At 49.8% G+C, this 22,035-nt stretch carries 13 protein-coding genes; 11 read left to right on the forward strand and 2 right to left on the reverse strand.

What is annotated here, in order from left to right; translation table 11 throughout:
- Window positions 1-147: 147 nt before the first annotated feature.
- From DLM86_RS32190 to DLM86_RS31805, 5 genes are all read left to right on the forward strand, one after another.
- Window positions 148-663, forward strand: a complete 516-nt coding sequence (locus DLM86_RS32190; RefSeq protein WP_158289637.1) for a hypothetical protein — start codon at window positions 148-150, stop codon at window positions 661-663.
- A 4-nt stretch (window positions 664-667) separates the two neighbouring features.
- Complete coding sequence (locus DLM86_RS31800) at window positions 668-2,143, forward strand: hypothetical protein (RefSeq protein WP_146250281.1); 1,476 nt, start codon at window positions 668-670, stop codon at window positions 2,141-2,143.
- Window positions 2,144-2,146: 3 nt separating this feature from the next.
- Window positions 2,147-6,811, forward strand: a complete 4,665-nt coding sequence (locus tag DLM86_RS23900; RefSeq protein WP_110842597.1) for an FtsK/SpoIIIE domain-containing protein — start codon at window positions 2,147-2,149, stop codon at window positions 6,809-6,811.
- A gap of 69 nt (window positions 6,812-6,880) precedes the next feature.
- Window positions 6,881-7,570 carry a DNA/RNA nuclease SfsA gene (locus DLM86_RS23905; RefSeq protein WP_158289638.1) on the forward strand — a complete coding sequence of 230 codons (690 nt, stop codon included), beginning with the start codon at window positions 6,881-6,883 and terminating at the stop codon, window positions 7,568-7,570.
- A 340-nt stretch (window positions 7,571-7,910) separates the two neighbouring features.
- A complete protein-coding gene (locus DLM86_RS31805; RefSeq protein WP_146250282.1) occupies window positions 7,911-8,894 on the forward strand; it encodes a hypothetical protein in 984 nt (327 codons plus the stop codon).
- Between the two features lie 337 nt (window positions 8,895-9,231).
- On the opposite strand, the gene DLM86_RS23915 is transcribed toward DLM86_RS31805, so the two are convergent.
- Window positions 9,232-9,447 carry a helix-turn-helix domain-containing protein gene (locus tag DLM86_RS23915; RefSeq protein WP_110842600.1) on the reverse strand — a complete coding sequence of 72 codons (216 nt, stop codon included), beginning with the start codon at window positions 9,445-9,447 and terminating at the stop codon, window positions 9,232-9,234.
- Between the two features lie 120 nt (window positions 9,448-9,567).
- Here DLM86_RS23915 and DLM86_RS23920 point away from each other — a divergent pair, with 120 nt between their 5' ends.
- The 6 genes from DLM86_RS23920 to DLM86_RS23945 all read left to right on the forward strand — a co-directional run bounded on the left by DLM86_RS23920 (window position 9,568) and on the right by DLM86_RS23945 (window position 17,205).
- Window positions 9,568-9,855: a hypothetical protein gene (locus DLM86_RS23920; RefSeq protein ID WP_110842601.1), complete on the forward strand. Its 288-nt coding sequence runs from the start codon at window positions 9,568-9,570 to the stop codon at window positions 9,853-9,855.
- Window positions 9,856-9,892: 37 nt separating this feature from the next.
- Entirely contained in the window at window positions 9,893-10,180 is a 288-nt protein-coding gene (locus DLM86_RS23925) for a hypothetical protein (protein ID WP_110842602.1), read from the forward strand.
- A gap of 164 nt (window positions 10,181-10,344) precedes the next feature.
- Entirely contained in the window at window positions 10,345-11,763 is a 1,419-nt protein-coding gene (locus tag DLM86_RS23930; protein ID WP_110842603.1) for an RtcB family protein, read from the forward strand.
- 544 nt (window positions 11,764-12,307) lie between these two features.
- Complete coding sequence (locus tag DLM86_RS23935) at window positions 12,308-13,423, forward strand: slipin family protein (RefSeq protein WP_110842604.1); 1,116 nt, start codon at window positions 12,308-12,310, stop codon at window positions 13,421-13,423.
- A gap of 1,019 nt (window positions 13,424-14,442) precedes the next feature.
- On the forward strand, window positions 14,443-15,420 hold the full coding sequence (locus tag DLM86_RS23940) for a DUF2268 domain-containing putative Zn-dependent protease (RefSeq protein ID WP_158289639.1): 978 nt from the start codon (window positions 14,443-14,445) through the stop codon (window positions 15,418-15,420).
- A gap of 399 nt (window positions 15,421-15,819) precedes the next feature.
- Entirely contained in the window at window positions 15,820-17,205 is a 1,386-nt protein-coding gene (locus tag DLM86_RS23945) for a stalk domain-containing protein (protein ID WP_158289640.1), read from the forward strand.
- Window positions 17,206-17,304: 99 nt separating this feature from the next.
- Here the strand turns inward: DLM86_RS23945 and DLM86_RS23950 are convergent, their stop codons facing one another.
- On the reverse strand, window positions 17,305-21,975 hold the full coding sequence (locus DLM86_RS23950) for an S-layer homology domain-containing protein (protein ID WP_110842606.1): 4,671 nt from the start codon (window positions 21,973-21,975) through the stop codon (window positions 17,305-17,307).
- Window positions 21,976-22,035 lie beyond the last annotated feature (60 nt).

The following is a 22,035-nucleotide window of genomic DNA, read 5'->3' on the forward strand; positions in this document are numbered from 1 at the left end:
GGGGGGAGTTATCCCCATGTGGATATTGGTTTCAAAATTTCGCTGGTCCCACTCCCACTTATTCACAGTTGTTGATCCGCTCCTGGATGATCGCCACCGCATTCTTATGCGCTTTCGAAATTCAGGTATAAAGCATATTACGATATATTGATTCAAGGCTACGATAGACAGGATGAAATGATAAGGAAAATTATATCTGGTATCAATAAATTTTTCAATCCTGATGATCATGAGGATGATAAGCTCAAAATCTGGACGACACATAAATACGAGCTTCGCACTTATCCCAGGGTAGCTGTTACAAGTAAATATGCGTATTCGAATCAAATTGAACTGCTTGTTCCAAGGCTGCCTGCCCATTTGAAGGAAATGGAATACGTTCCCGACCATTTTCTCTTCCGCGTATATAAGTCGAAAGAAAAGGCCTTTGTTGAGCTAAGAATTGACCTAAACCTTTATCGAGTTTTAACGTTAGTTCAAATAGGATATCCATCACAGCTAGTACCTGAACAGCATCAATTTAAGCTGCTTCGTTTTATGAACGAGCTTTCCTCGTTAGAATCGACAAGCAGAGCTAATGAGTTTTTGATCAGGGATATGGATAATCGTTCATTATATCGAGTAAAGGTCAATAATGCACAATATGTATCAAAGCGGAGGTAAGAGAATGGCAAACCGATTGAAGGAATATGGGAATCAGGTATTAAATGATTATATCCAATATAGACCTACTTCATCATCTATTAAACCGGTTCATGTTGCTAATGGCTTATTTAGACTTGTATCTGGAGAAAGCTATACGGTGGATGCTTTAAATGAATGGATAATTCGCTGGAGGCAAGGTAAGGAGGTAAATCCAGCATCAGAAATAAGGAATAAATACAACGATGCTTTCGATGAGAATGGCTTTGACGATGATGAGATAAATATGCTTCGGTTTTACTTAAATATCATTTTTAATGCCGATAATGCTGCATTCCCAAGTGCAAATAATACTGTATTGACAATCAGCAGTAAAACCCAAGTTCGAGGGTCTGTTGCGCTAGAAGCTGGCTTACACAGCTTCTTATACCGCTTACTTACTACAGAGGTAAATGGTCAGTTTTCACCATGTCTAGGACTAATCAAAGAATATTTAGAAAATGAGAACGATGATCTTAGTAGAATCGCAGCGCCTCTGACCAAGTTTGCAAAAAAGAAAACTCACGATCAAGCTACCAACTCAAATTTACCTTTGCTGAGTGGGGTGGAGTTTAGATTAAGGGCTTCATTTGATAAGCTAGCTCAAAATGAAATGTCTTCGGGAAACAAGCTCTTGACCTTGGAAAGGATCATTCTGTTTGGATGTTTTGCTATTATAAATCATTTATCTTCAAAGGTGCTAGACTTATCCTCAGAGTATTCTATTGATGATAGGGTTCCCATTCTTTTGGATGCAGATGGTGAGCTTGATTCAGTGAAGTATGCAAGCGAAGAGACCTTGGTGGTAGCTAAGCTGCTTATTGAACAGTTCTTCGAGAAGGGTTTAGAGGAAATTCTATCACCTGAGAAATATGATACATATACCCATGACGAAATGCTTGCACGAATTAATGATTTGCGTTTAGAGGAAAGCACGAGAAGAACCTCTAACCGTGAGGAGGAGGAGGAAAAGCGGAAAAGCTACCGAGCACTGTACCTAGGTTACTTTGAGCAACTCCGAGACCCCTTTCAAGCTTTTATTAAGGCTTCACGCTTTAAGCTCTTTGCCGACGAATATGATACTGATCCTTCAAGCTTCATTTCAACCTTTGGGGGAAGAATTGCTCTGCTCGCGCCGAGGGCACAGGGTGGAAAGCGAAAGAGATATTCTCCTGATCCACTTATTTTGGAAATCTTACTATTGACTATTCTAGAACCGGGACGTGGCTTGACTTTAAGCCAACTTGGTCATGAGCTATGGGATAGATACGGCATCATTTTTGGTGCTAACCCTGAGACCGATTTTGAAAAGCTAACTACCTGGAAGGTGACCCCAAATACGCCTGGTGATCTGGCTGGAGATTTGGCGAAAAATGCGGAGAAAATCGCTGATACATTAATCTCAATGGGATACGGGAAGCGCTATGCGGATGGTGTAACTGTTATTTCCTTAAGGAGGTAAAAAATGTCTTCTGAAATTGTACTTTCTGATATACTTGCTGCTATTGTAAGCAAAAGAGTATTTAATGAGAGCTATGGTATTCTCCTGAAGGATTTACCAAAATACTCGTATAGTAAATTTATAAATATGCTTGAACTTCGAGTTAGAGAACAAGACCTAGCAATGCCTAAAGTTTTTTTCGTTGGCTTCACAGACGTTGAGCTTGATGAGCTTCGACTTGAGCTGAGTGGTCAGCTTACCTACCTTTCCCTGTACTATTCTGTTGAGGAAGCTGAGGATTTTAGAAATGACGGAGACGTTAATAGCACACGAATTGTAATTGTAAAAAGGGCAGTTCCAAAGCTCTCCTCCCTTCGTTGGTATGAGCAAATAACCGCAGAAGAGATTTATAAAGAGCTATGTGTCAATGCTGAAAAGCAGCTTGGGGGAATTAATGAGTCGTTAAGGAATATGTGGAAGTCTCTAAATTCAAAGAGAATAATGGATAGAATTTCACTTGAACGACTGATTGACTATTATCAGCACCTTACGTTAAATGATGAAGATATTCCAAGAGATTCTGTAGAGCAACTATTTAGATTAGGTTTGTTAATTGATGATAGTGTATTTGTGAAGAGTAATATAGATTCAATCAGACAGAGGCTAATTGAAAACTCTAGGATAGTTTCACGAATAAGCAATTTAAATAAAGAGGACCGAAAGGCAATTCAATCAAATCCTGAATCAGATAAATTCCATTCTACTCGTTCAAATATTCTTCGATACTATAGTACAAGAGATGTTTCTGTTCTCGGAAAAATGAAATACAGCGAGGTACAGGAACTTCTTTCTAAGGTGAAGAATGAGAAGACAAACAAGAAAAAGCCAGTTGACGTTGATGATGATATAGAAGACTCTGATACTGATAGCATCTCGGGAAAATCAAGAAAAAAGTCAGATTCGCCGGAATCAACCGCGGTTGATTTAATAATTGAGCATGACACTGATAAGGTAAAAGGACTGCTTGATGAGATTGAGCTAAAATATACTGAGTGGGAAAAAGGTAAAGCAAGCAAAGTCAATGTTGAGAGTGAAAATGAGAGCACTCGTATTGAATTTATTCCTGAGATCCACAACCTTATTCAAACCTTTGTTGGTGAGAATTCCTTTGGAGGCGTAATAAAAGCCAATGTTAAAAACCCAATAGATGCATTTCGTTCATTGGAGCAATTTCGAGTTAGAGTGTTTGATAGAGAATATATTGATGGAATTAAGGAAATTATCGCTCTATTCGAGGATGAATACGCTGAGGTCAAGGGGTTACTTGAAGTCTTTAATGAACTGTTATCTATCAGAAGCAGCTTAGTAAGCGCGGCTCACCGTTTAGCGGATTGTCCAATGCTTAAGATTGTTGAATCCGATGAAATTCTAAAAAGCTGTTCTGAATATGTAGACTTGTACGGGAGAGTTCTTAAGCTTATTAAGCAGCATTATGGTTTATTAAGCTCCTTCAGCCCCAAAGGCTCGAAGCAATTAATAGCTAGCATTAATTCTTTAGACATGATCTACATCATTGGTGAGGAAAGCGTTCACGCAACTAGCACACCATTATTTCCATTATATCTTTGGAAATACGTCGAGCTTACGGTCAGATTAAGAGAATCCTCTTCCAGTTTGAGCGAGATAGATAAAGATTTCCTTGTTCGGGCATCAGGGGAAATTCCAAATCCATTACCTACAGTTTTCGTCAGTAGCTACATCTCAAACAAAGGCGACAGAGTAATTCCAGAGGTAAGCCTGCTTGGTAAGCTGCCGATTTATTCAAGCGAGCAGCAGGTCAACCAAATGCTTGACGGGCTTCAGGTAATCGAAAAATCTCTTACGAAGCTCATTAAGGTATATCCTCACAGTTCGTTCGGACTGAGAGTTGCCTTTGTGAATCCTCCAAGCGTTAAGCATGTTTTTGACTTGGTTAAAGGTATGCTTAGAGCAAAGGATATAAGCCTTCAGGGGGCTCATATACATATATTTAAAACTAAAGAGACTCCTGAAAATTGGTCAAGCTTTGATGATGTGGATGATACCATATACAGTAAGTTTGCCCTCTCAAATGATCCAAACTTTTCAATTAAGATCGACACAATTGTATTAGGTTTCGATGCACTAGTTGAATTAGTGAAAAAGAATCACTTCCATACAGTTGTATTGTTTGATCCATGTGGAAAGTCCGTTTCAAATATTAGAAGAAATCCACTACTTAAAATTCATCCTTTGTGCATTCCGAAGGTATTTGAGTATGACCCTATCGCGGATAAAGTAGAGATACTACCTGCTTCAGATGGAAATATATTCTCTGATCATCATGATTTAATTGGTCGTCTAAACGACAAGCCTCAGGGGTGGCATCACACAATTGTTTTAGAGCTAGAGACAAGTAAACAGGAATTTAATAGGCTGCTTGAAACTGTGCCATGGCTAATAATAGCTGATGCCAATTTAAAGAATCTTGAATTGAGCGTTATAGGCTCAGAGAAGTGTATCTTTTATCAGTCAAAGTCCTTTCGTGACGTAGGAATTTATTCAAATGACTGGGCAAAGCTTACAAAGGGGATGGACTATACAATTCGATCCATTGGAAATTATGATCCAAGGGAAGAGTGTGTGGGTAAGGTATTAAGAACAATTCAAGGCTTGAATGAAAGGGGCGTTTTGAGTCTTGCATCTTCAAAGGTAGATAGAACCTTTAATATTAATCATACTAAAGGTGCCCTTGGTACGGCTATCTCTGCAATTTGGTCAAAGCAAAATTCAAAGAATTTTATTATAGTAAGCTTAGATACAGAGCTTGCACAGAGTTGGCTAGATGAACGTGAAGAAGGGACTTTCTCTGATCTAATTGGAATCACTTTTGATGAGCATCAAGCAGTAATAGATATCATTGAGGTAAAAACATACGATGGTGCTTATCAAGTTGACCAAAATGAGATCACAGGAAAGGCTGTTGAACAGGTTAATTCAGTCAGAAGCATCATTCACGAGATTTTTAATGAGAGGGACAAGATTACAAGCACATCAAGAAGAGAGCTACTGAGGTTTCAGGCTTTTAGGTCTTTTTATCGGCTTCCATTATCAAAGTCTGAAAAAAAGGAGTGGACATACCAATTAAATCGGCTGTTCGCAGGGGAGATACCTGTCACAATAAACTCATCAATTCATCATGTCAGGTTTAGCGAGCAAGGAACTTCCACGAGCAGGCAGTTGGACTCAGATTATAAAATTAACCTGCTGGAGATACGTGATGATTTTATTAATAAGGTTCTAGTAAATTGTTGTGAGGTCAGCTTCGAAAGTAAGTTCGATTCCTTAAGCTTTAAGGGAAGCAGAAATCCAACTCAACCTTCAACAGATGCTTTCTCAAATTCTAACATTTCATCTGATGAGAGTACGACCCAGCGGGATGTTGAAAGAGTAATCGAGAAAATCACTGTTGTATCAGATGCAGCAATAGAAAGAAGTTACAAGGCTGATGGAATCAATATTATTGATGATAAAATTGAAACTGCAGAGGCATTTCAAAAACTAGCTGGAGATACAACGGCGGAGTTAAAGGACCTAATTATTAAAAATGCGGGTACATTATTTAGAGCAATGCGTGATTATTCAATCGATGTTTCGTCCGTTGATCCAGAGTTGGCTTTAGTAGCATCAAGATTTATTAGATTCCGAGTAAGACTAAGGGCTGGCGAAACATTGCAAAAGGTTTTGAGGTATCGTACGGATATTACTAGAGAAATAGAAGCAGAATCTGAAATTCTTGTTGGGAACGAACGTGGTACTCAATTTGTTTTTGTTGATGTTCCTCGTAAGAGCAGCGATTCAATTAGGCTTTTAGATTATCTTAATATGCTGCCGCGCGATACGCCGGTTGGAAATCTAAATGTGGTCATTGGACAAGATCCAAGTGGAGAATTTAAGCTGCTTAACATTGCCCAGGCTCCTCACATGCTAACTGCTGGCTCTACTGGCTCGGGAAAGACAATTTTCCTTTATAGCTTGATTGTGAGCTTAATTTCTCAGTATAGCCACGAACAACTTGAACTTGTAATTATTGACCCAAAGCAAACTGATTTTATATTCTTTGACGGTCTGCCGCATCTTCGGAATAAAGAGGTAATACTGGATGCGGAGAAGGCAGTCGAAATACTTACTGATTTGACTGAGAATGAATTGGAAAGAAGAACTGAACTACTTCGTCAATCGCGTAGTAGAGATTTGTTTAGCTACAACCAGAAGAATCCTGAAGCACCATTAAAGCCGATCGTTGTAATAATTGATGAATATGCTGACCTTGTTCAGGTAGCAGACCTTGAAGGTCGAAAAAAGGATTTTGAGAGACAAATGATACGACTGGCTCAACGCTCTAGAAATGTAGGAATACATTTAGTAGTTGCTACCCAGAGACCAAGCGCTGATATTGTCACTTCGAATCTAAAAACAAACATCCCTTGCAGGATTTCTTTCAGATTACCAGCGCACCAGGATTCAATGACTATTCTGGATTCGCCGGGTGCTGAGGATTTGTTAGGTAAAGGCGATATGCTATTCTCACTTAATGGTGATATGACTAGACTTCAGGGACTGTACATCAGTGAAGAGGAATTAGAGAGCTTTTTAGAGAAGTATATTTAATTATAGTACACCGTCAGAAACGAACCTGACGGTGTACTTCTTAGATGGTAGAAAGAGAGTGTGTGTGGTGTGTTTGTAAATGAGACAATTAAGGGAATCTTTATTAAAGAAAGTAAAAATAGATTTCTATGTACAGTACTGATTAATGGGCTGGTTAATGAGTGCTACGTACCTAGTTCTTCACGCATTGAGAATTATTTGGAATTGCACAATCGTGAGGTACTATTAACTAAAAATCAAAGTAAAAAAAAACGAACTGAATATTCATTGTTCGCGGTGAAGTATTACAATAAGTATATATTAATTAATTTGAATATGATAAATTCAATCGTTCAATTTATGATTCAGGAAAATAAATTAAAAACATTGAGTGGTTTTAGTATCAAACGAGAACAATTAATTAACAGATACAAAGCCGATTTATTGTTAGAAAATGAAGAAGGAATTCGGATTGTCATTGAAGTCAAAGGGATAATATCTTCTAAACAAGAGGTCATGTTTCCAAGTATTTATTCTGAAAGAGCAATTTTACAATTATCGAGGATAAAACAATTGCTTCAGGCAGGTGAAAAAGTTTCATATATTATTGTCTCATTAAGTCCTACAGTTAGAAGAATTATTCTTGATGATACTTACAGGGAATATTATCATAGTTTCAAAGAGTGTCTTGAATTAGGTATGCAAGTTCAGGCTTTTTCAGTCAATTTTCATGATGGGGTCATTACATTTGGTAAACGAATAAGGATTATTCCTTTATAGTGTGTAAAAGAAAGAGGCAGAGGCAGGTAACCCAGCCTCTTTCAGGAGGTCCATTCGGATTCATCAATCTCGATATGAATCCATCCAGTTGGGATGATGTGGAGTTTGTTATCAGCGGTCTTCAAACGGTGAGTCCCAGAGTCACGAACAATAAGTTCAGTTACATTTAAAAGAACTACTTTCCCACCATTTGGAAAAAAATATGTTCTTGAAGATTCCTTAAGTTGTATAGGCTTACCGACCTCAGACATAATTGTACCCCCCGACACGTCTATATACTACATTATACATCAAAAAGCAATTGCAGTATATATTTCAAAAACGATCAGAGGTGTAAGGCATGCTGGCATTTTTTAGTTCAAATCATAGACCCCTTTATAAAGAATCAATTTATCGTGCACTGTCCTATCCTAATGGACATGTAATTCAACTAAGATATAGGAAGCAATGGTTACATCAAGATGTTGTCAATAAACTTGAGTATTATAAAAAGAATAAAACCGATTGTATCCTTTTCTTTTATGAAAAAAACAATCAGAGTTTTCATTCTATTAGAAAGGCGAAGATAATCGATTATAAAATTAGTCCTGTAACAAAGCAATACCATTTCTATATTGAATTTGAGAAATTTATTGATATGGAAATCGACATATCTACGGCTCAAGGTAAAACACCACTTGATGGCATACACTTTTCAGACTTGGATTTAAAAAACGGAGCAAAGCATGAATGGTTTGAGAGAATAGATAATTTGAAAGCGGAGTTTCCAGATCTCGCTTTTTTTAATATTAATGGCTTTTATAATAAAAGTGGAAAAAAGCGTATTAAAAGCAAGTTTAAAAACTATGAATCAATCTATGAATTGCGAGATAATAAAGATTACAAAATCGAATTGTCGCTTTATAACACATCTTCAAATGATGAGATTTCTGAGTATACTCGAGATGTAACTGACCCAAACTTAATATTTGTAAACGAACCTTCAAAAATAATAGTTTCTGGTTCTTTGGATGACAGAGAGATAACATTGAAGACAAATACATTAGAGTCTTCGTCGCTATATTCTTATGTTACGTACAATGCTACTTCTAAGGACGGAAGTGTACAATATTCGGTTCCATTACAGTTTAAAATAAAACGAAATAGAACTAAGTCTTTCTATTTTGGGATATTATCTGCGAAAGCTGCGAGTTGTGTTGGAGTAGTAAATTACTTCACCAAGTTCAATTACATATTGCCTTGCCATCGTTGGATTATTTGGATAGCGATATTTTTGTTTTTTCTTTCAGTAGCTGAGTTATTCCGTGTTTTCAATAAGAAATAACCCGAAAATAAGTTTATTGATACGGTAACAATCATGTAACAAAATGTCGCGAATTTAGCGATAATTGGAAATAATACAAAACGCCGAAAACCCAGTCAGGACAGCATGCTACGGTTCGCCGCATTGACGTCCTTACATCAAATTAGGGTATCTTCGCCTAGAGGCATTATTTTAACTCTATTAAATAGGCGAAAAACTAGCCTGGCATTATATGAGTCATTGCCTTAAAAACTGCCGCAAAAATTCGTAATAAAGTATGATAAATTAAGAGAATAGTGCGTCACAGAACATTAAGAGCCTTGATTTTACGTGATTTTGAGGCACTGAGGGGCTTTTTCTAACCCTCCACCAAATCCACAATCTCCCGAATATCGCTGATGCCTAGAGCATCGGCGATTTTTTCAATATGCGAGAAGTTGATGTTCGCGCGCTTGCCGTTGGCTAACTCGCTTAAGGCGGCATGGCGGACGTCGGACAAGCGGGAGAGCTCCCTTAAGGAAATACCTCGTTGTTTCAACAACTCCGGAATTTTCACAACCACTTTCTTGGACATTTGGATCACCGCTCCACTTTGGAATTGACTATACGCGATAACGTACCATATAATTGAAGAAGGGCTGGTACGTATATGCGTAACATCATTTATTCAGTATTCCGCGATTGGAGGAGGCCTATGCATGAATGGATCAATGAAACGATCGTAGAGAGGTTCCGCCTCTTATCCGGCAACGCCGAACAACTAGAAGAGGTTAAGGTACTACGAGCCCGTACTAGGGAAGCCGAACAACAACTCCTCGCAAACATGCCGCATGAAAGAGAGCATCTAGACAACCTGCTCAACCTGCTCACAGAACTCGACACCCTACATAACAAGCACTTCTATGCCAAAGGACTACAGGACGGCATCCAACTTCTTATCTTTTTCCTGTTTGACGACGGCATTTTGGAGTCCAATAAATAATGGGTACCTACCATTCCCCGAAAAGAAAGGAGCTTGCATGATCCTTACCCAAGACATCCCTCTCTGGTGGGTCATCGCCATCGGCGTCCCGGTCATCCTCCTCAACCTGTACTTGGAATTCCGCCACCGCAAAAAGGAGGAGGCGAAAGCATCGGAAGACGGCGAAAAAGCCAGCGGGTCACGGAGCACAAACGCCCCGATCCAAGACTACGGCTACTGGCGCACGATCACGAAGCCTCGCAAGCCGGATGCCCCCGCGCCAGATAACCGTTCGGCGATCCCGAACGAGGAAGGAGATCCCCCCAGCAAAACCAGCCGGTCCTGACCCGAACTCTTACGTAGCCCCGCTCAGCCATAGCCGTCCCAATCGGGCGGCTTTCCATTTTCCCCAAACATTTTCCACGTCGTAATACTTTCGCCATGTTCGCGGCGCCTCGGATGAGCGAATATAGGAGGCAGAGATCAACGAAGCGGAGGCTTATGAGGAACATGGAACGTCAAGCAATCGAGCATGGACACAATCATTACGAGATGGAGCTGCCGCACGGCCGGCTGCATCTGTACGCGAGCCCGGACGTGATGCGATCGTTCGAGGCGAAGGTATACGAGATGGCGGACAACAATTTGCGCATTCCGCGCAATGTGTATATGAGCTATACCCCGGACGCGCATGTGGGTGTCGGGACGTGCATCGGGACGACGGCGGTGTGGCGGATGAAGGACGGCTTCGTGTCGCCGTCGATCGTCGGGGTGGACATCGGGTGCGGGATGCGGGTGCATCTGACGCCGCTGCATCGTCGTGACATACAGGACCGGGCGGTGCGCCGGGCGCTGATCGAGGCGATCGAGCGGTACGTGCCGACGAACGAGCGGACGAATACGCACTATGCGGATATCGACATCATGGACGTCGTGCGGCACGGCTTGAAGGGATTGCCGGAGCGGTACGTCCCGGATGAACGGTGGCTGACGCACGTGGAGGAGTCGACGTTCAAGTTCGACCATGCGTACCTGGAGCATCTGCCGCCGAAGATTCGCAAGTATGCTCACGGGCAGCTCGGGACGCTGGGAGGCGGGAATCATTTCATCGAGCTGCAGTATGTGGAGCTGGCGGAGGAGCAGCGGGAGCTGGCGGAACGGTGGGGCTTGTTCGACGGTCAGGTCGTTGTCATGATCCATTCCGGCTCCCGGGCGTGGGGCGCGATGCTCGGTCAGGCGTACACGAAGGAGCTGCGCGAGGCGATGTACAGCTGGGGCGTGGAGAACCCGGACCGCAACCTGATCTACGCCCCGATCGCGAGCCGGGAAGGGCAGTCGTACTTGAACCTGATGTACTCGGCGCTGAACTTCGCGGTGAGCAACCGCCATATGATCGCCTACGGGGTGCGGGAAGCGTTCCGCGACGTGTTCGGGGCGGAGATGGAGCTGCCGGTGCTCTACGACTTGATGCACAATTATGCGCTCAAGGAGTTCCACCGCAACGAGCCGATGCTCGTCCATCGCAAAGGCGCGACGCGGGCGCTGCCGCCGGGACACTTCCTGAACGCGGCGGCGTACAAGGAGACGGGGCACCCGGCCTTGATCCCCGGCTCGATGGGAACATCGTCGTATATCATGGTCGGTCGGCCGGAGGGGATCAAAAACTTTTACTCGATCTGCCATGGTGCCGGCCGGGCTCGCTCCCGCAAGGCGACGAAGGAGCTCGTGACGGTCGATCAGTTCGAACGGTCGCTGCGGGTCGGGACGGACGACGAGGTTCTGGTCAACCACCGGTCGCTCCAGTCGATTCTCGACGAATGCCCGCAAGCGTACAAGGACGTCGACCAAATCATCGACAGCGTCGTCGGCGCGTCGCTTGCCGATGTGGTGGCGACATGCAAGCCGATGGCCGCCATCAAGGGCGTATAAACCGAGGCGCCGGGTTTCCCGGCCGCCAAACCTTTCACCACTAACGGTGGTTGACGTCCGAAGGACGTTTGATCATACATGGGCTTGATGTACGGGTGGCGTACCCGGGCAGGGACGTCTTCACCGTCCCGCAGTGCTCGCGCACGCTGTGTGCGGGTATGCTGTACGGCCTCTCCGGCTCTTGCTCCGCCAATGGGGTTCGATTCCCCGCATCGTCTTGACACGATGTCTCTGGTAGAGAACTCGACTTTCCATCGAGGGATACCTATTAAGCAAACCGACCTTCGCCTGGAATCCTCGGTGGCACCTTACGCACGCTGCGCCGGGGCTCTGCAATCCGCGGATACCGAACCGGGCAGGCGGGCCCGACCGTCGAACGGACGGGGAGGGAGGCAGGCTGCAAGCGGGCCGATCCTCCGTTCCCGGCAAGTCCGGCGAGACGCCTCGGCCTCCCCGGTTCTCAAGCGGGATTCCGCTGCCGACGCAGGAGGATTCCAAGGTTCGGGGTCACCCAACCAACGACTATACAAGGGGGTTCCATCCCATGTTGAAAACGATAACGATCCAAACGGACGAGCGCGGCTTGCTGTTCCGCCGCGGAAGCTACGAAAGGATGCTGGCGCCGGGCACGTACCGGTTCTTGTCGTGGTCCGGCTATACGGTCGAGACGCTCTCGATCGTGAAGCCGTTCGAGGTGCCGGGCAAGGAGCTGGCGCTGTTCGCGCACGACGAGAGGCTGCTGCGCGAGCTGGACGTGATCCACGTGGCCGACCACGAGGTGGCGCTGCACTACGAGGACGGCAAGTTCGCGTCGCTGCTGAAGGCGGGGAGCCATGCGTTCTGGAACGTGCTGAAAAAGCACGAATTCGTCCGCATCGACATCCGCGAGCCCGAGCTGCCGGCGAGCTTGAACCCGGCGGTGCTGCCGAAGCTGATGCTGTACTACCAGACGTTCGAGGTGGCGAACCACGAGTCGGGCGTCCTGTTCTACAACCACGTCATGCAGCGGGAGCTGGCGCCGGGCAAGTACTATTTCTGGAAAGGACCGGTCTCGGTAACGGTGAAGACAGTGGACCTGCGTCAGCAGCAGATCGACATGACCGGCCAGGAGATGATGACGGAGGACAAGGTGACGCTGCGGCTGAACTTCGTCTGCCAATACCAGATCGCGAACCCGCTGCGGGCGCTGTCGTTCAAGTCGTTCGAGGAGCAGCTGTACATCCAGCTGCAGCTCCACCTGCGGGAATACGTCGGCACGATGAAGCTCGACGACCTGCTCCGCATGAAGCAGGAGATCGCGACGTTCGTCCTGTCCCGCTTGAACGCGAAGAGCGAGGAGTACGGCGTCCGGTTCTTGTCGGCTGGCGTGAAGGACATCATCCTGCCGGGGGACATCAAGGACATCTTGAACACGGTGCTGCTGGCGGAGAAGAAGGCGCAGGCGAACACGATCACCCGGCGCGAGGAGACGGCGTCGACCCGCAGCCTGTTGAACACGGCGAAGCTGATGGACGAGAACGAGACGCTGTTCCGGCTGAAGGAGCTGGAATTTCTCGAGAAAATATGCGAGAAAATCGGCACGATCTCGCTCACGGGCGGCGGCAACCTGCTGGAGCAGCTGAACTCGCTGCTCGGCGAGCGTAACGCGGGGAAGGCGTAGCGTGGGAGAGTGAGCCTCCTGAATAAATGGGACGATACGGGTACGAGGCTGAGCGGTATATGGCTTCGTACCTTTTTTTGGTAAGGGTGTGTATGTTGATCGTGATCGATCGCGCCCGTAGTGCGAAGAACGATCGAATGCGGTGTGACGATGGAGGGATAGCGGATAACGAGGCTGCTAGATCGTTGGCGGGATTTTGGGCAATCCTTATATTTGCTTCGGAACAAGGGAGGACCGGAAGTCCTATCCGAAGAAGTAGGTGTCACGGCGACGGAGAAGGCGGGCACTGGCGGGGATGATCCGGATGTTCCGGAGAAAACACTCAGCGCATTTTTTATAAATCGAGCTGGGCAGCCTCGACGGGCAAGATCATTGAACGGCGGTAAATGATGCGCTAGCGTTTCGTTTAGTAGATAGCCCCCAATCGAAGGTATTCGCTGTGTTGCTCCGAGCACCATTGAAGATTGCAGCCGCAAGCAGGCCTGCGTAAAATACGGAAGGCCAGGGTGGGGCGGGGCGGTTGCCTTGTCGGCACATCTGTCTGCACCGCCCTTGACCGGGGATGTCCGCGAATTGGACTGTATCGGTTAGTGAGAAGAGACAACGTGTTATGGGAGGTCCCTTCATTTTTCGGAGTGAGTATTTGAAGGAGGAGCAGCCGATTTGTCGCTATTCCGGGATCCGAACGTATTGACACTTACGCTGCGTCAACCCTTAAAGTAAGTACATAAAGAAAGGGATTCGCCGCTATACAACATAGATTCCGAGCACCTAGTACCCATGATGATTATGAGAAATGGCAAATAAGACCGTTCAGAATGGCGGCATAATGAACGGGGGCACGACTCCAACGCCGAAGCGATAAAAATGAATATATGTCCGCAATTGAAGGAAACGCACAACGATATTCGACATAAAGGGGGAAGAATCCGATGCATATTGAGCTTCAAAACACCTTGCCTGCCCTAAAACGTTTTTTTACGGAACGAATTCCTCCTAATGAACGTTTATCCCGATACTTGGAGTGGGCAGAAAGCGAGCACGGTACGATTACTTTGCTGAAGAAGGTGAAAGGACGGAAGCCGTCGTTCCAAGACGCCGATATCCTTTCCGCCGTCCGAAGCGACGGTATCGATATTTTGGAAGCGCAGCAGCAGTACGGTCTGTTTAATCCGTCGAGGAACCTGGAAGCGACGAAATGGAGCTTTGACCAATCGGAACGGCAGCAGCTGGATACCCGGGTTTTGACGAGGCTGGAAACGTTGGCGAGGGCGCTCCCGTCCTCTCTGCTGCCGGAACGGCTCGTCGTCGTCGTCCTGCCGGCGGATTGCGCGAACGGAACGCTGATGCTGAACGGTTCCGGGATCAGCTGTTACGGTCGCGCGCCGGGTTATTTGCTGCTGCGCATCTGGCCTTCTACGGGCAATCTGAGTCGCCTCGATTCCGTTCTCGCGAGGAGCTTCATCCACGGAATTCGGCGAGGCGTACAGCGGATCGAATCCGCCATCCCGCTCGGCGAAGCCTTTGTTATGGAAGGATTGGCGGCCGCTTTCGTGCAAAGTATGGTTCCCGAAGCAGCCCATCCGGAGCTGGCAAGCTTCCTTCCGCCGGCGGACTGGGAGGAGCACCTCTCGACTATTGCAAGATACTACGGCGAAGCAAGCTACGACGACGTATCGGTCAATATATACGGGACGCCGATCAAGGCCGGCAGCATGCGGCCTCCGAAGGTGGTTCCATTGACGGAAGAGGAGCTGGAGGCGAGTTGCACACGCCTTGCGCCGCAAGCGTTCCGTCAGGAGGCCAACGTCGTCGCCGCCCATCTTTACGGAGATCCGCTCATCACCGCGCAAGGGCTCCCGTCCTTCGGAATCCCGCATCTCGGAGGCTTCGAGGCGGGATACCGCATCGTCAGACGATTTTTGCAAAAGACACGCAGCAGCTTGTCGTCGGCGTTGTCCGTACCGTGGGAAGACATGGTCCAGGCGGAAAGGTAGGGAGAACCGAACATCCAAACGACTCGGTGACAACGTTCCTCTGTTGAACCCTAAACCCGGAATGGCAGAGTACGACGCTTTAGGGCTGTAATGGATCGGCTCTTGCTGGAACAGAACGCTTTTTTTGCTGCTTCGGGCGGGTATACCGCCGGCTCGCCACCCTCCGAAGCCTTCACGTCCCGATGGTCCACGAAAACGCTCGGTTCACCTTGTCCCAATGCCGTACCAATACCCAAGAGGATGTTGGACATGGAATCGGCATGCTCGCCATTCGACCATCCGTGTGTAACGATTCCGGTCCATGTGACTTATAGTCGGCTGCAATCGTTCGGATAACCGGGTATTATGGCTTATGGAGCAGCCTATTGCATGCAATTGGGGAGAAGGGGGATTAGCGCCATGAAGAAGTTTTCCATATTGGTGGTATTCAGCTTAATCGTTTCGGTTTTTGCGTCGCTTACGGCTATGGCGGCCGGCGGGGTTCGCGTCGATACGAAAAACGGGGGATCCGTATCCGTATCGAATGTCATCGATGAGAAGGAATTTGAGGATGAGGGCGCGGGAGTGGGCAACATCATCTTCGTTTCGGATACGGCGGTCACGCTTACCATCCAAGGAAACGATCCTCATCCGAATATCAGCTATCGCCCGAAAGCGAGCCTGAACGGGCGGTCTTTCGATCTCGGGAGCGAGCGGGAGGACGTCGAAGTGGCCAACCGTGTCGCCACCTTAAGCAAGCCCGGCTACTACGGGGTGAATGTGCGGTTCGGCAGCGACTTCTCCGCCGATACGGTAGCGGAGTTTGTCGTACAAATTTTGGGTAACGGGTCGAATTCCGAGGGGGATACGAAAACCGAGCGTGCCCCCGCGGACGTACAAGAGGCGGTGAATGCCGAACCGACGGCTTCGAATGTCAGGGTCGACGGGCATGAAAAATCGTTCGAGGCGTACAACATTAACGGCAATAACTTCTTCAAGCTGCGGGACCTTGCCGCCGTTTTGAGCGGAACCCGGAAGCAGTTCGAAGTGAGCTGGGACAGCGACAAAAATGCGATCAATCTGATCACCGGAAAAGCCTATACCTCCGTAGGCGGAGAGCTCGCCCTGTCGGACAAGCCGGTTACGCAGAAGGCGTCGTCGACCGCATCCGTTATTTACATCGATGGGAAGCAAACGCAATTAACTGCCTACAATATCAACGGCAATAACTATTTCAAATTGCGCGATATCGCCAAAGCGATCAATTTCGGCGTGACTTGGGACGGAACGAGCAACCGGATCGGGATGGACTCGGCAGCCGAATACGTGGAGCCGGAAGCGGAGAAGTCTCCTTCGGGTGAAACGGTGCCGGCGGCAAAAGGGTTCCATGTGAAAATCAACAACGACACGCAGACGGGGACGGTTCCGGAATTCCAACTCGAGCTTTGGTCCGTGAAGGAAGACAACCTGTTGGGGGCCGTTCAGGCGAATGCAAGTCATTACGACCGGAATATCGGCGTCTACAACCTGACTTTCGACTATGAGGGGTACAAAGCCGGGGACGAGCTTGCCCTTGTGTTAAGAGAAGCGGACAGCTCGATAGCCTATATCTCCTTTACGTTTACGAAGATCAATGAAGCCGGCGATTTGGAACGGAGTACGTACAAGGTGGAAAAGGGAACGCATGTCAAGCTGAAGATTGAAGAAAAAACGTACTACCCTGGCGAAGATGAAACCGTAACGGCGACGACGCTGATCGGTTCGGACCTTTATCCGATCGAAGGGTTCCTCAAGAAGGGGAAATAATCCGGTAGAGATGGTGCCCTATGGGCATCATCTTCTTTTTGTGTGACATGGAAAACGGGGGCTGGCGATAACGCCATGCCCCCGTTCGTAGGATGCGGATCAGTTCATCAATCCGAGCTTCGTCGCGAGCCGTTTCAGCATGACGGCGGCTTGCGCGCGACTCGTATGGTCTTGCGGGGCGAAGACGGAATCGTCGACGCCGTTCAGAATGCCTTCGCTGACGGCGAGTGCCGCTGCGTCGCGGGCCCAGCCGCTGATCTTGCCGGCGTCCGCGAACGCCTGCAGCGCGGACGGGCTGCCCGATGCGGCCCGGCCGTCCACGAAGTCGAACGCGCGTGCGGCCAGCACGGCGAGCTCTTCGCGGCTGATCGCTTGGTTCGGACGGAACGTGCCGTCCTCGTAGCCTTCGATCAGCCCGGCCTTGGAGGCGGTTGCCGCCGCGGACGCGAACCAGTCGGAGGCGCGGACGTCGCCGAACGACGACGAGCCGTCCTGCGGAGTCAGACCGAGCGCGCGTACGAGCAGTGCGGCGAATTCGGCGCGCGTAATTGATTGGTCGGGGGCGAACGCCGTGTCGGTAACGCCCTTCACGAGCAGCTTCGACGCGAGGCGCTCGATGTCCGCTTGCGCCCAATGGCCTTTCATGTCGTCAAACGTCTTGCTGTAGGAGACGACGGTATACAGGCTGTTGCCGGTCCGCTTGATGATGACGGTCGTTTTGCCGTTCGCTTGGATGAAGCGGGCCGGAACGAACGTCATCTCGCCGGTAGCCGGGTCGATGACGACGGCGGTTGCGGAACCGGATACGTTGCCGGACAGGGTGAGCGAACGCTCCGCATACCGGCTGCCGAAATCGTCGATCGTCCGCGTCTTGCCGCCGGCTTGCACGCGGAGGCTGAAGTCGTAGACGTCGCCGATCACTTCGCCGCCTTGCTTTTCCACCGCATCGGCGATGGCGTCCGCTTCCGTGCCGGTTATCTTCTCGAGCGTGATCAGCACTTGCATGTCTCCCGCTTGAACGCCCAATTCACTCGCTATCGCGTCGATGTCGAGCAGGTCGGCCGGCAGGTGATACGTCACGCCGCCGGATCTGACGGTCAGCACGGCCCCGTCCACGGAGTCGGCCGCTTGGTTCAGCGACTGTGCGGGAAGCGATACGATCGCGACCGGCTGGGTATCCGACACTTCGACGATCAGCTGCTTCGACGTCGATCCTTGCTGCCGCAACGAGGAGATCGCTTTGTTCAGCGCGTCCGCGTCGAGCGTCACCTTCATCGCCGGCTTGCCGCTGTCGTCCGTCGTCTGAACCGGCGTTGCCGGGATCACGACACCGGATTCCGCAGGAGTCGTCGGTGCCGGTTGGTTCGGAGTCGTCACGACCGGGCCGGACGACGGCGGTGGCGTCGTGGACGAATCGTCGCTGCTCGATTCCGGCGTGTACGTCAATTGAATCGACTTCTCGTTCGTCTTCATGTTGTCTACGTAAACCGCAAAGGTGACCGTGTTGACGCCTTGCTGCAAGTTCACCCGTCCGGCGAAATCGCCGTTCGGAGCGACGGCGGCCGCGGTTCCGTTCAAGGTGACGTTAACGGTCGTTCCGGCACCGAGCACCTTGACGTTGCCGCGCAGCTCCGGGTTCGGGGTCGATACGGTTTTGCCGTCGTAGTTCAGGAAGCCCGAGAGAGCCGCGGCCCGAATGTCGTCGCCGATATTGTACGAGTTGGCGATGAGCTGGCGCTTCGTGCGCACGCCGTTCAGGTCGAGCGCGGAGATGACCATGCCGCCCGGCGGAATGGCGCTGTTGTTGTCCTGCGGCGCGCTCCAGTTCCAGTTGATCGCCTGCGATTTGTTGGCCATCTTGACGACTTTGCCCGTCGCGTCCGCGACGACTTCGACGCCGAACCGGTTCCCGCCGGTCGAGGTGCCGTACTCGTCGTTGTACACGTTCAGGTCGCCGAGGTTGCGGCTGACGTTGTAGAAGTCGCCCTCGATGAACGAGGAAGGACTGCCGGGCTTGCTCATGCCGATCTGGTAATCCTTCACGTACGTTTCGTTATCGATCGACGCTTTGATGATCGGCCAGTTGGCGAGCGAGGCGTCGAACAGCATGAGCCCGTTCGAGCTGCCGAGCGCCGTCTGGAAAATGGTGCGCTGCAGCTCCGGCGACTGCAGGTCCGCGAGCGCCATGCCCGCGTACAGCGGCACTTCGCCGTTGGTCACGATCGAGTCGAGCGTAATGTAACGCTGAATTTCTTGCGGCGTGCTGTAATACGTGCCGACCATCAGGAAGTCCATATGGTCGATGTAGCCGGTTTGGTAATAGCCGTCCGTGTAGATCGAATTCGTCGGGAAGTTCAACCGGCTGTCGTACCGGAAGTTTTTGCTGCCCCAATGGACGCCGTTCAAGTAGTACGATTCGAACCAGGCGCCGACGTAGGCGGACGTTTCGATTTTCCGTCCCTTCGAGGCCGTGTACCGGTCGACGAGCTGGCGCGTTTCTTTCACGAAGCTCTCGATCGTGCCGGAACGGAACTCCCACCAATCCTGGATGAGCGGACCGTCTACCCGTCTGCCGTCCTCATAGCGGAAAATATCTTGAGGCCAAGCGTTCAGCTGCTTGCCGCGCTGCTGCAAAAACGCCTCGAATTTCTGCTTCGTTACGTCGCTGAAATCGGCGGTTTCGTTGTCGTACCGGCCGCGGTCGAGAATGATGCCGTCGACGTCGTAGTTTTTCAGCACTTCCTCGAACGTCTTCAGCTGGAAGTCGCGCACCTCGTCGTTCGCCGGGTTGACGAACAGGACGGCCGCGCCGTTGGCGGCGCCGGACAAGCCGCGCTGGCCGTAGGCGCTCTCGCGAAGCCGCTTGATCTCTCCGCCGTCGTCGACGCGGTAGACGCGCTCCTCCCAGTCGAGATGCTGATCGATGATGGCGAAGTCCTTCACGGCGATCGAGCCTTCGGCGAAGACGTTAAACGCCGCGTGCACCTTCAGGCCGAGCGCATGGCTGTGCGTCAGGAACAGCTCCAGCAGGTCGAGATCGGGGTTGGAGCCCTGCCGATCGACCGCGGTCATCTCGCTGACGTACGGACGATGGGTCAGATCGTTTTTCTTGTACGAGACGAAGCCTTCCACGCCTTTGACGTCAAAGGCGACATCGGTAACGCCGGCGTTCTTCGCCTTGGTCAGGAAGTCGAGGACGGCTTGGCTCGACTGGAATTTCTTCGCGTTCGACGCCTGGTCCACCCACAAAATGACTTGCTTCTCGGCGGGCAGGGACGGCCGGCTGTACACGATGACGGACTTCTTGTCGTGCTGGGTGCCGCCCTTCGAAACCGTGACATCGATATAGTTCGGGCCGGCCGTAAGCGCCGCTTGGTGGGAGAACGTGCCGTTCGCTCCGATGGCGACGGTCGTTCCGCCGATCTGCAGGACGGCGCCGTCCGGGTTCGTCACCTTGCCGGCAATCGTCGCGGTCGTCGACGGCGTCGTGTACATGGTCAGGCCGTCCAGCTGCAGGCGCGGAATGGCGCCGAGACCGGTCATGAGCTCGCTGACGGGAACGACGTTGCCGTTTTTGCGCAGCTTGACGACGTCGCCTACATTGAATTTGGTCGCCAAATATTTTTTGAAATCCAGCGTGGCGTAGCTGTTGTCCTGCGCCATGACGACGTATCCGCCTTGCGGAATGTCGAGCTCGCCGCCTACCCAGGACGGCGGGCTGGTGCCGTTCGCCTTGTTGATCATCTTCATCACTTTGCCGGACGCGTCGACTTGAATCGCGACGTTGGTAGCCGGAATCGTAATCTTCGACGCGTATTCGGTCGTGAACAGGGCGATGATGTTCGGGATGCCGGTCACATCTTTGTCGATGTAATTGATCGGCTTCTTCGGCCCTTCGACGACGATCGTGATGTCCTCCGGCGGCGCCTCGATCTCGATCAGGTCGCCGACGTGATACGTAATCACGACCGATTCGCTCTGCAGCACGTCCGCGTTGCGGAGCAGCTTGACGGGAATCGTATTGGCGCCCGCGGTCAAGGTGACCGGCTGGCTGAACGAGCCGTCGGGCTGCACGCTAGCGTCCGCGTCGCCCACCTTCACCGCAAGGCCGGTGCCGGACACATAGTTCAGCACTTTTCCCTGAATGGTGTACGTAGCCGTCGTCACGGTCGTGCCGGATGCGGTCGAAAGTTGGAGAGTCGGCTGGGCCGGATCGGGCAAAAAGTCTGCCGCGGTTACCCGTACGCCTCCGCGCTCGAGGGCAATGGTGTCGCCGGCTTGAAACGTATTATAGAGCGCCTTGCGGAAGTTTTTATCGAGCCAATTGTCATCGGATGCCAGAAGGACGAAACCTCCGGGCGGAATCGTGACATTTTGGTCCGGGTCCCAGCTGTACGGTTTATTGTTGCTGGGATTGATGCCTCCCTGGGGGCCGACCATCTTCAATACGTTGCCCTGCGCATCCACTTGGATAGCGGCGTTCGTCGTTTTCACGAAGACGGCATTGTTGTTGCCGGAGACGTTCGTTACCGACGTACCGCTCGTGAAGAGAGCCACGTAATCTTTCTTCTGCGGCGCAGCGTCCACATTCACGTTCACATGGTTCAATTTCAGCTTCCTGCTCCCGTCCAACGACACCGCATACACGTCGTCGGTTACGGAGCCGCTCCCGGCATCGGCCGCCAGCGCGCCCGTCCCGAAAGTCGGGAACAGCGACACCAGCAGACAGACGATCAGGAACACATTCATTCGGTACCGTCCGGTTCTCATGATTCACCTTCTCCTATGTAGTAGTTTGCGAATACGTTTTCATTATAGTTGGGAGCGGTT

The sequence above is a fragment of the Paenibacillus flagellatus genome (genome assembly GCF_003217775.1).
Classification (GTDB): Bacteria; Bacillota; Bacilli; order Paenibacillales; family NBRC-103111; genus Paenibacillus_AB; species Paenibacillus_AB flagellatus.

Bases quoted from the DNA above. Each gene is read 5' to 3' on its own strand.
- DLM86_RS31800 (WP_146250281.1), top strand. From the start codon at position 668: ATGGCAAACCGATTGAAGGAATATGGGAATCAGGTATTAAATGATTAT.
- DLM86_RS23900 (WP_110842597.1), top strand. From the start codon at position 2,147: ATGTCTTCTGAAATTGTACTTTCTGATATACTTGCTGCTATTGTAAGC.
- DLM86_RS31805 (WP_146250282.1), top strand. From the start codon at position 7,911: ATGCTGGCATTTTTTAGTTCAAATCATAGACCCCTTTATAAAGAATCA.
- DLM86_RS23915 (WP_110842600.1), bottom strand. From the start codon at position 9,447: ATGTCCAAGAAAGTGGTTGTGAAAATTCCGGAGTTGTTGAAACAACGA.
- DLM86_RS23920 (WP_110842601.1), top strand. From the start codon at position 9,568: ATGCATGAATGGATCAATGAAACGATCGTAGAGAGGTTCCGCCTCTTA.
- DLM86_RS23925 (WP_110842602.1), top strand. From the start codon at position 9,893: ATGATCCTTACCCAAGACATCCCTCTCTGGTGGGTCATCGCCATCGGC.
- DLM86_RS23930 (WP_110842603.1), top strand. From the start codon at position 10,345: ATGGAACGTCAAGCAATCGAGCATGGACACAATCATTACGAGATGGAG.
- DLM86_RS23935 (WP_110842604.1), top strand. From the start codon at position 12,308: ATGTTGAAAACGATAACGATCCAAACGGACGAGCGCGGCTTGCTGTTC.
- DLM86_RS23945 (WP_158289640.1), top strand. From the start codon at position 15,820: ATGAAGAAGTTTTCCATATTGGTGGTATTCAGCTTAATCGTTTCGGTT.
- DLM86_RS23950 (WP_110842606.1), bottom strand. From the start codon at position 21,975: ATGAGAACCGGACGGTACCGAATGAATGTGTTCCTGATCGTCTGTCTG.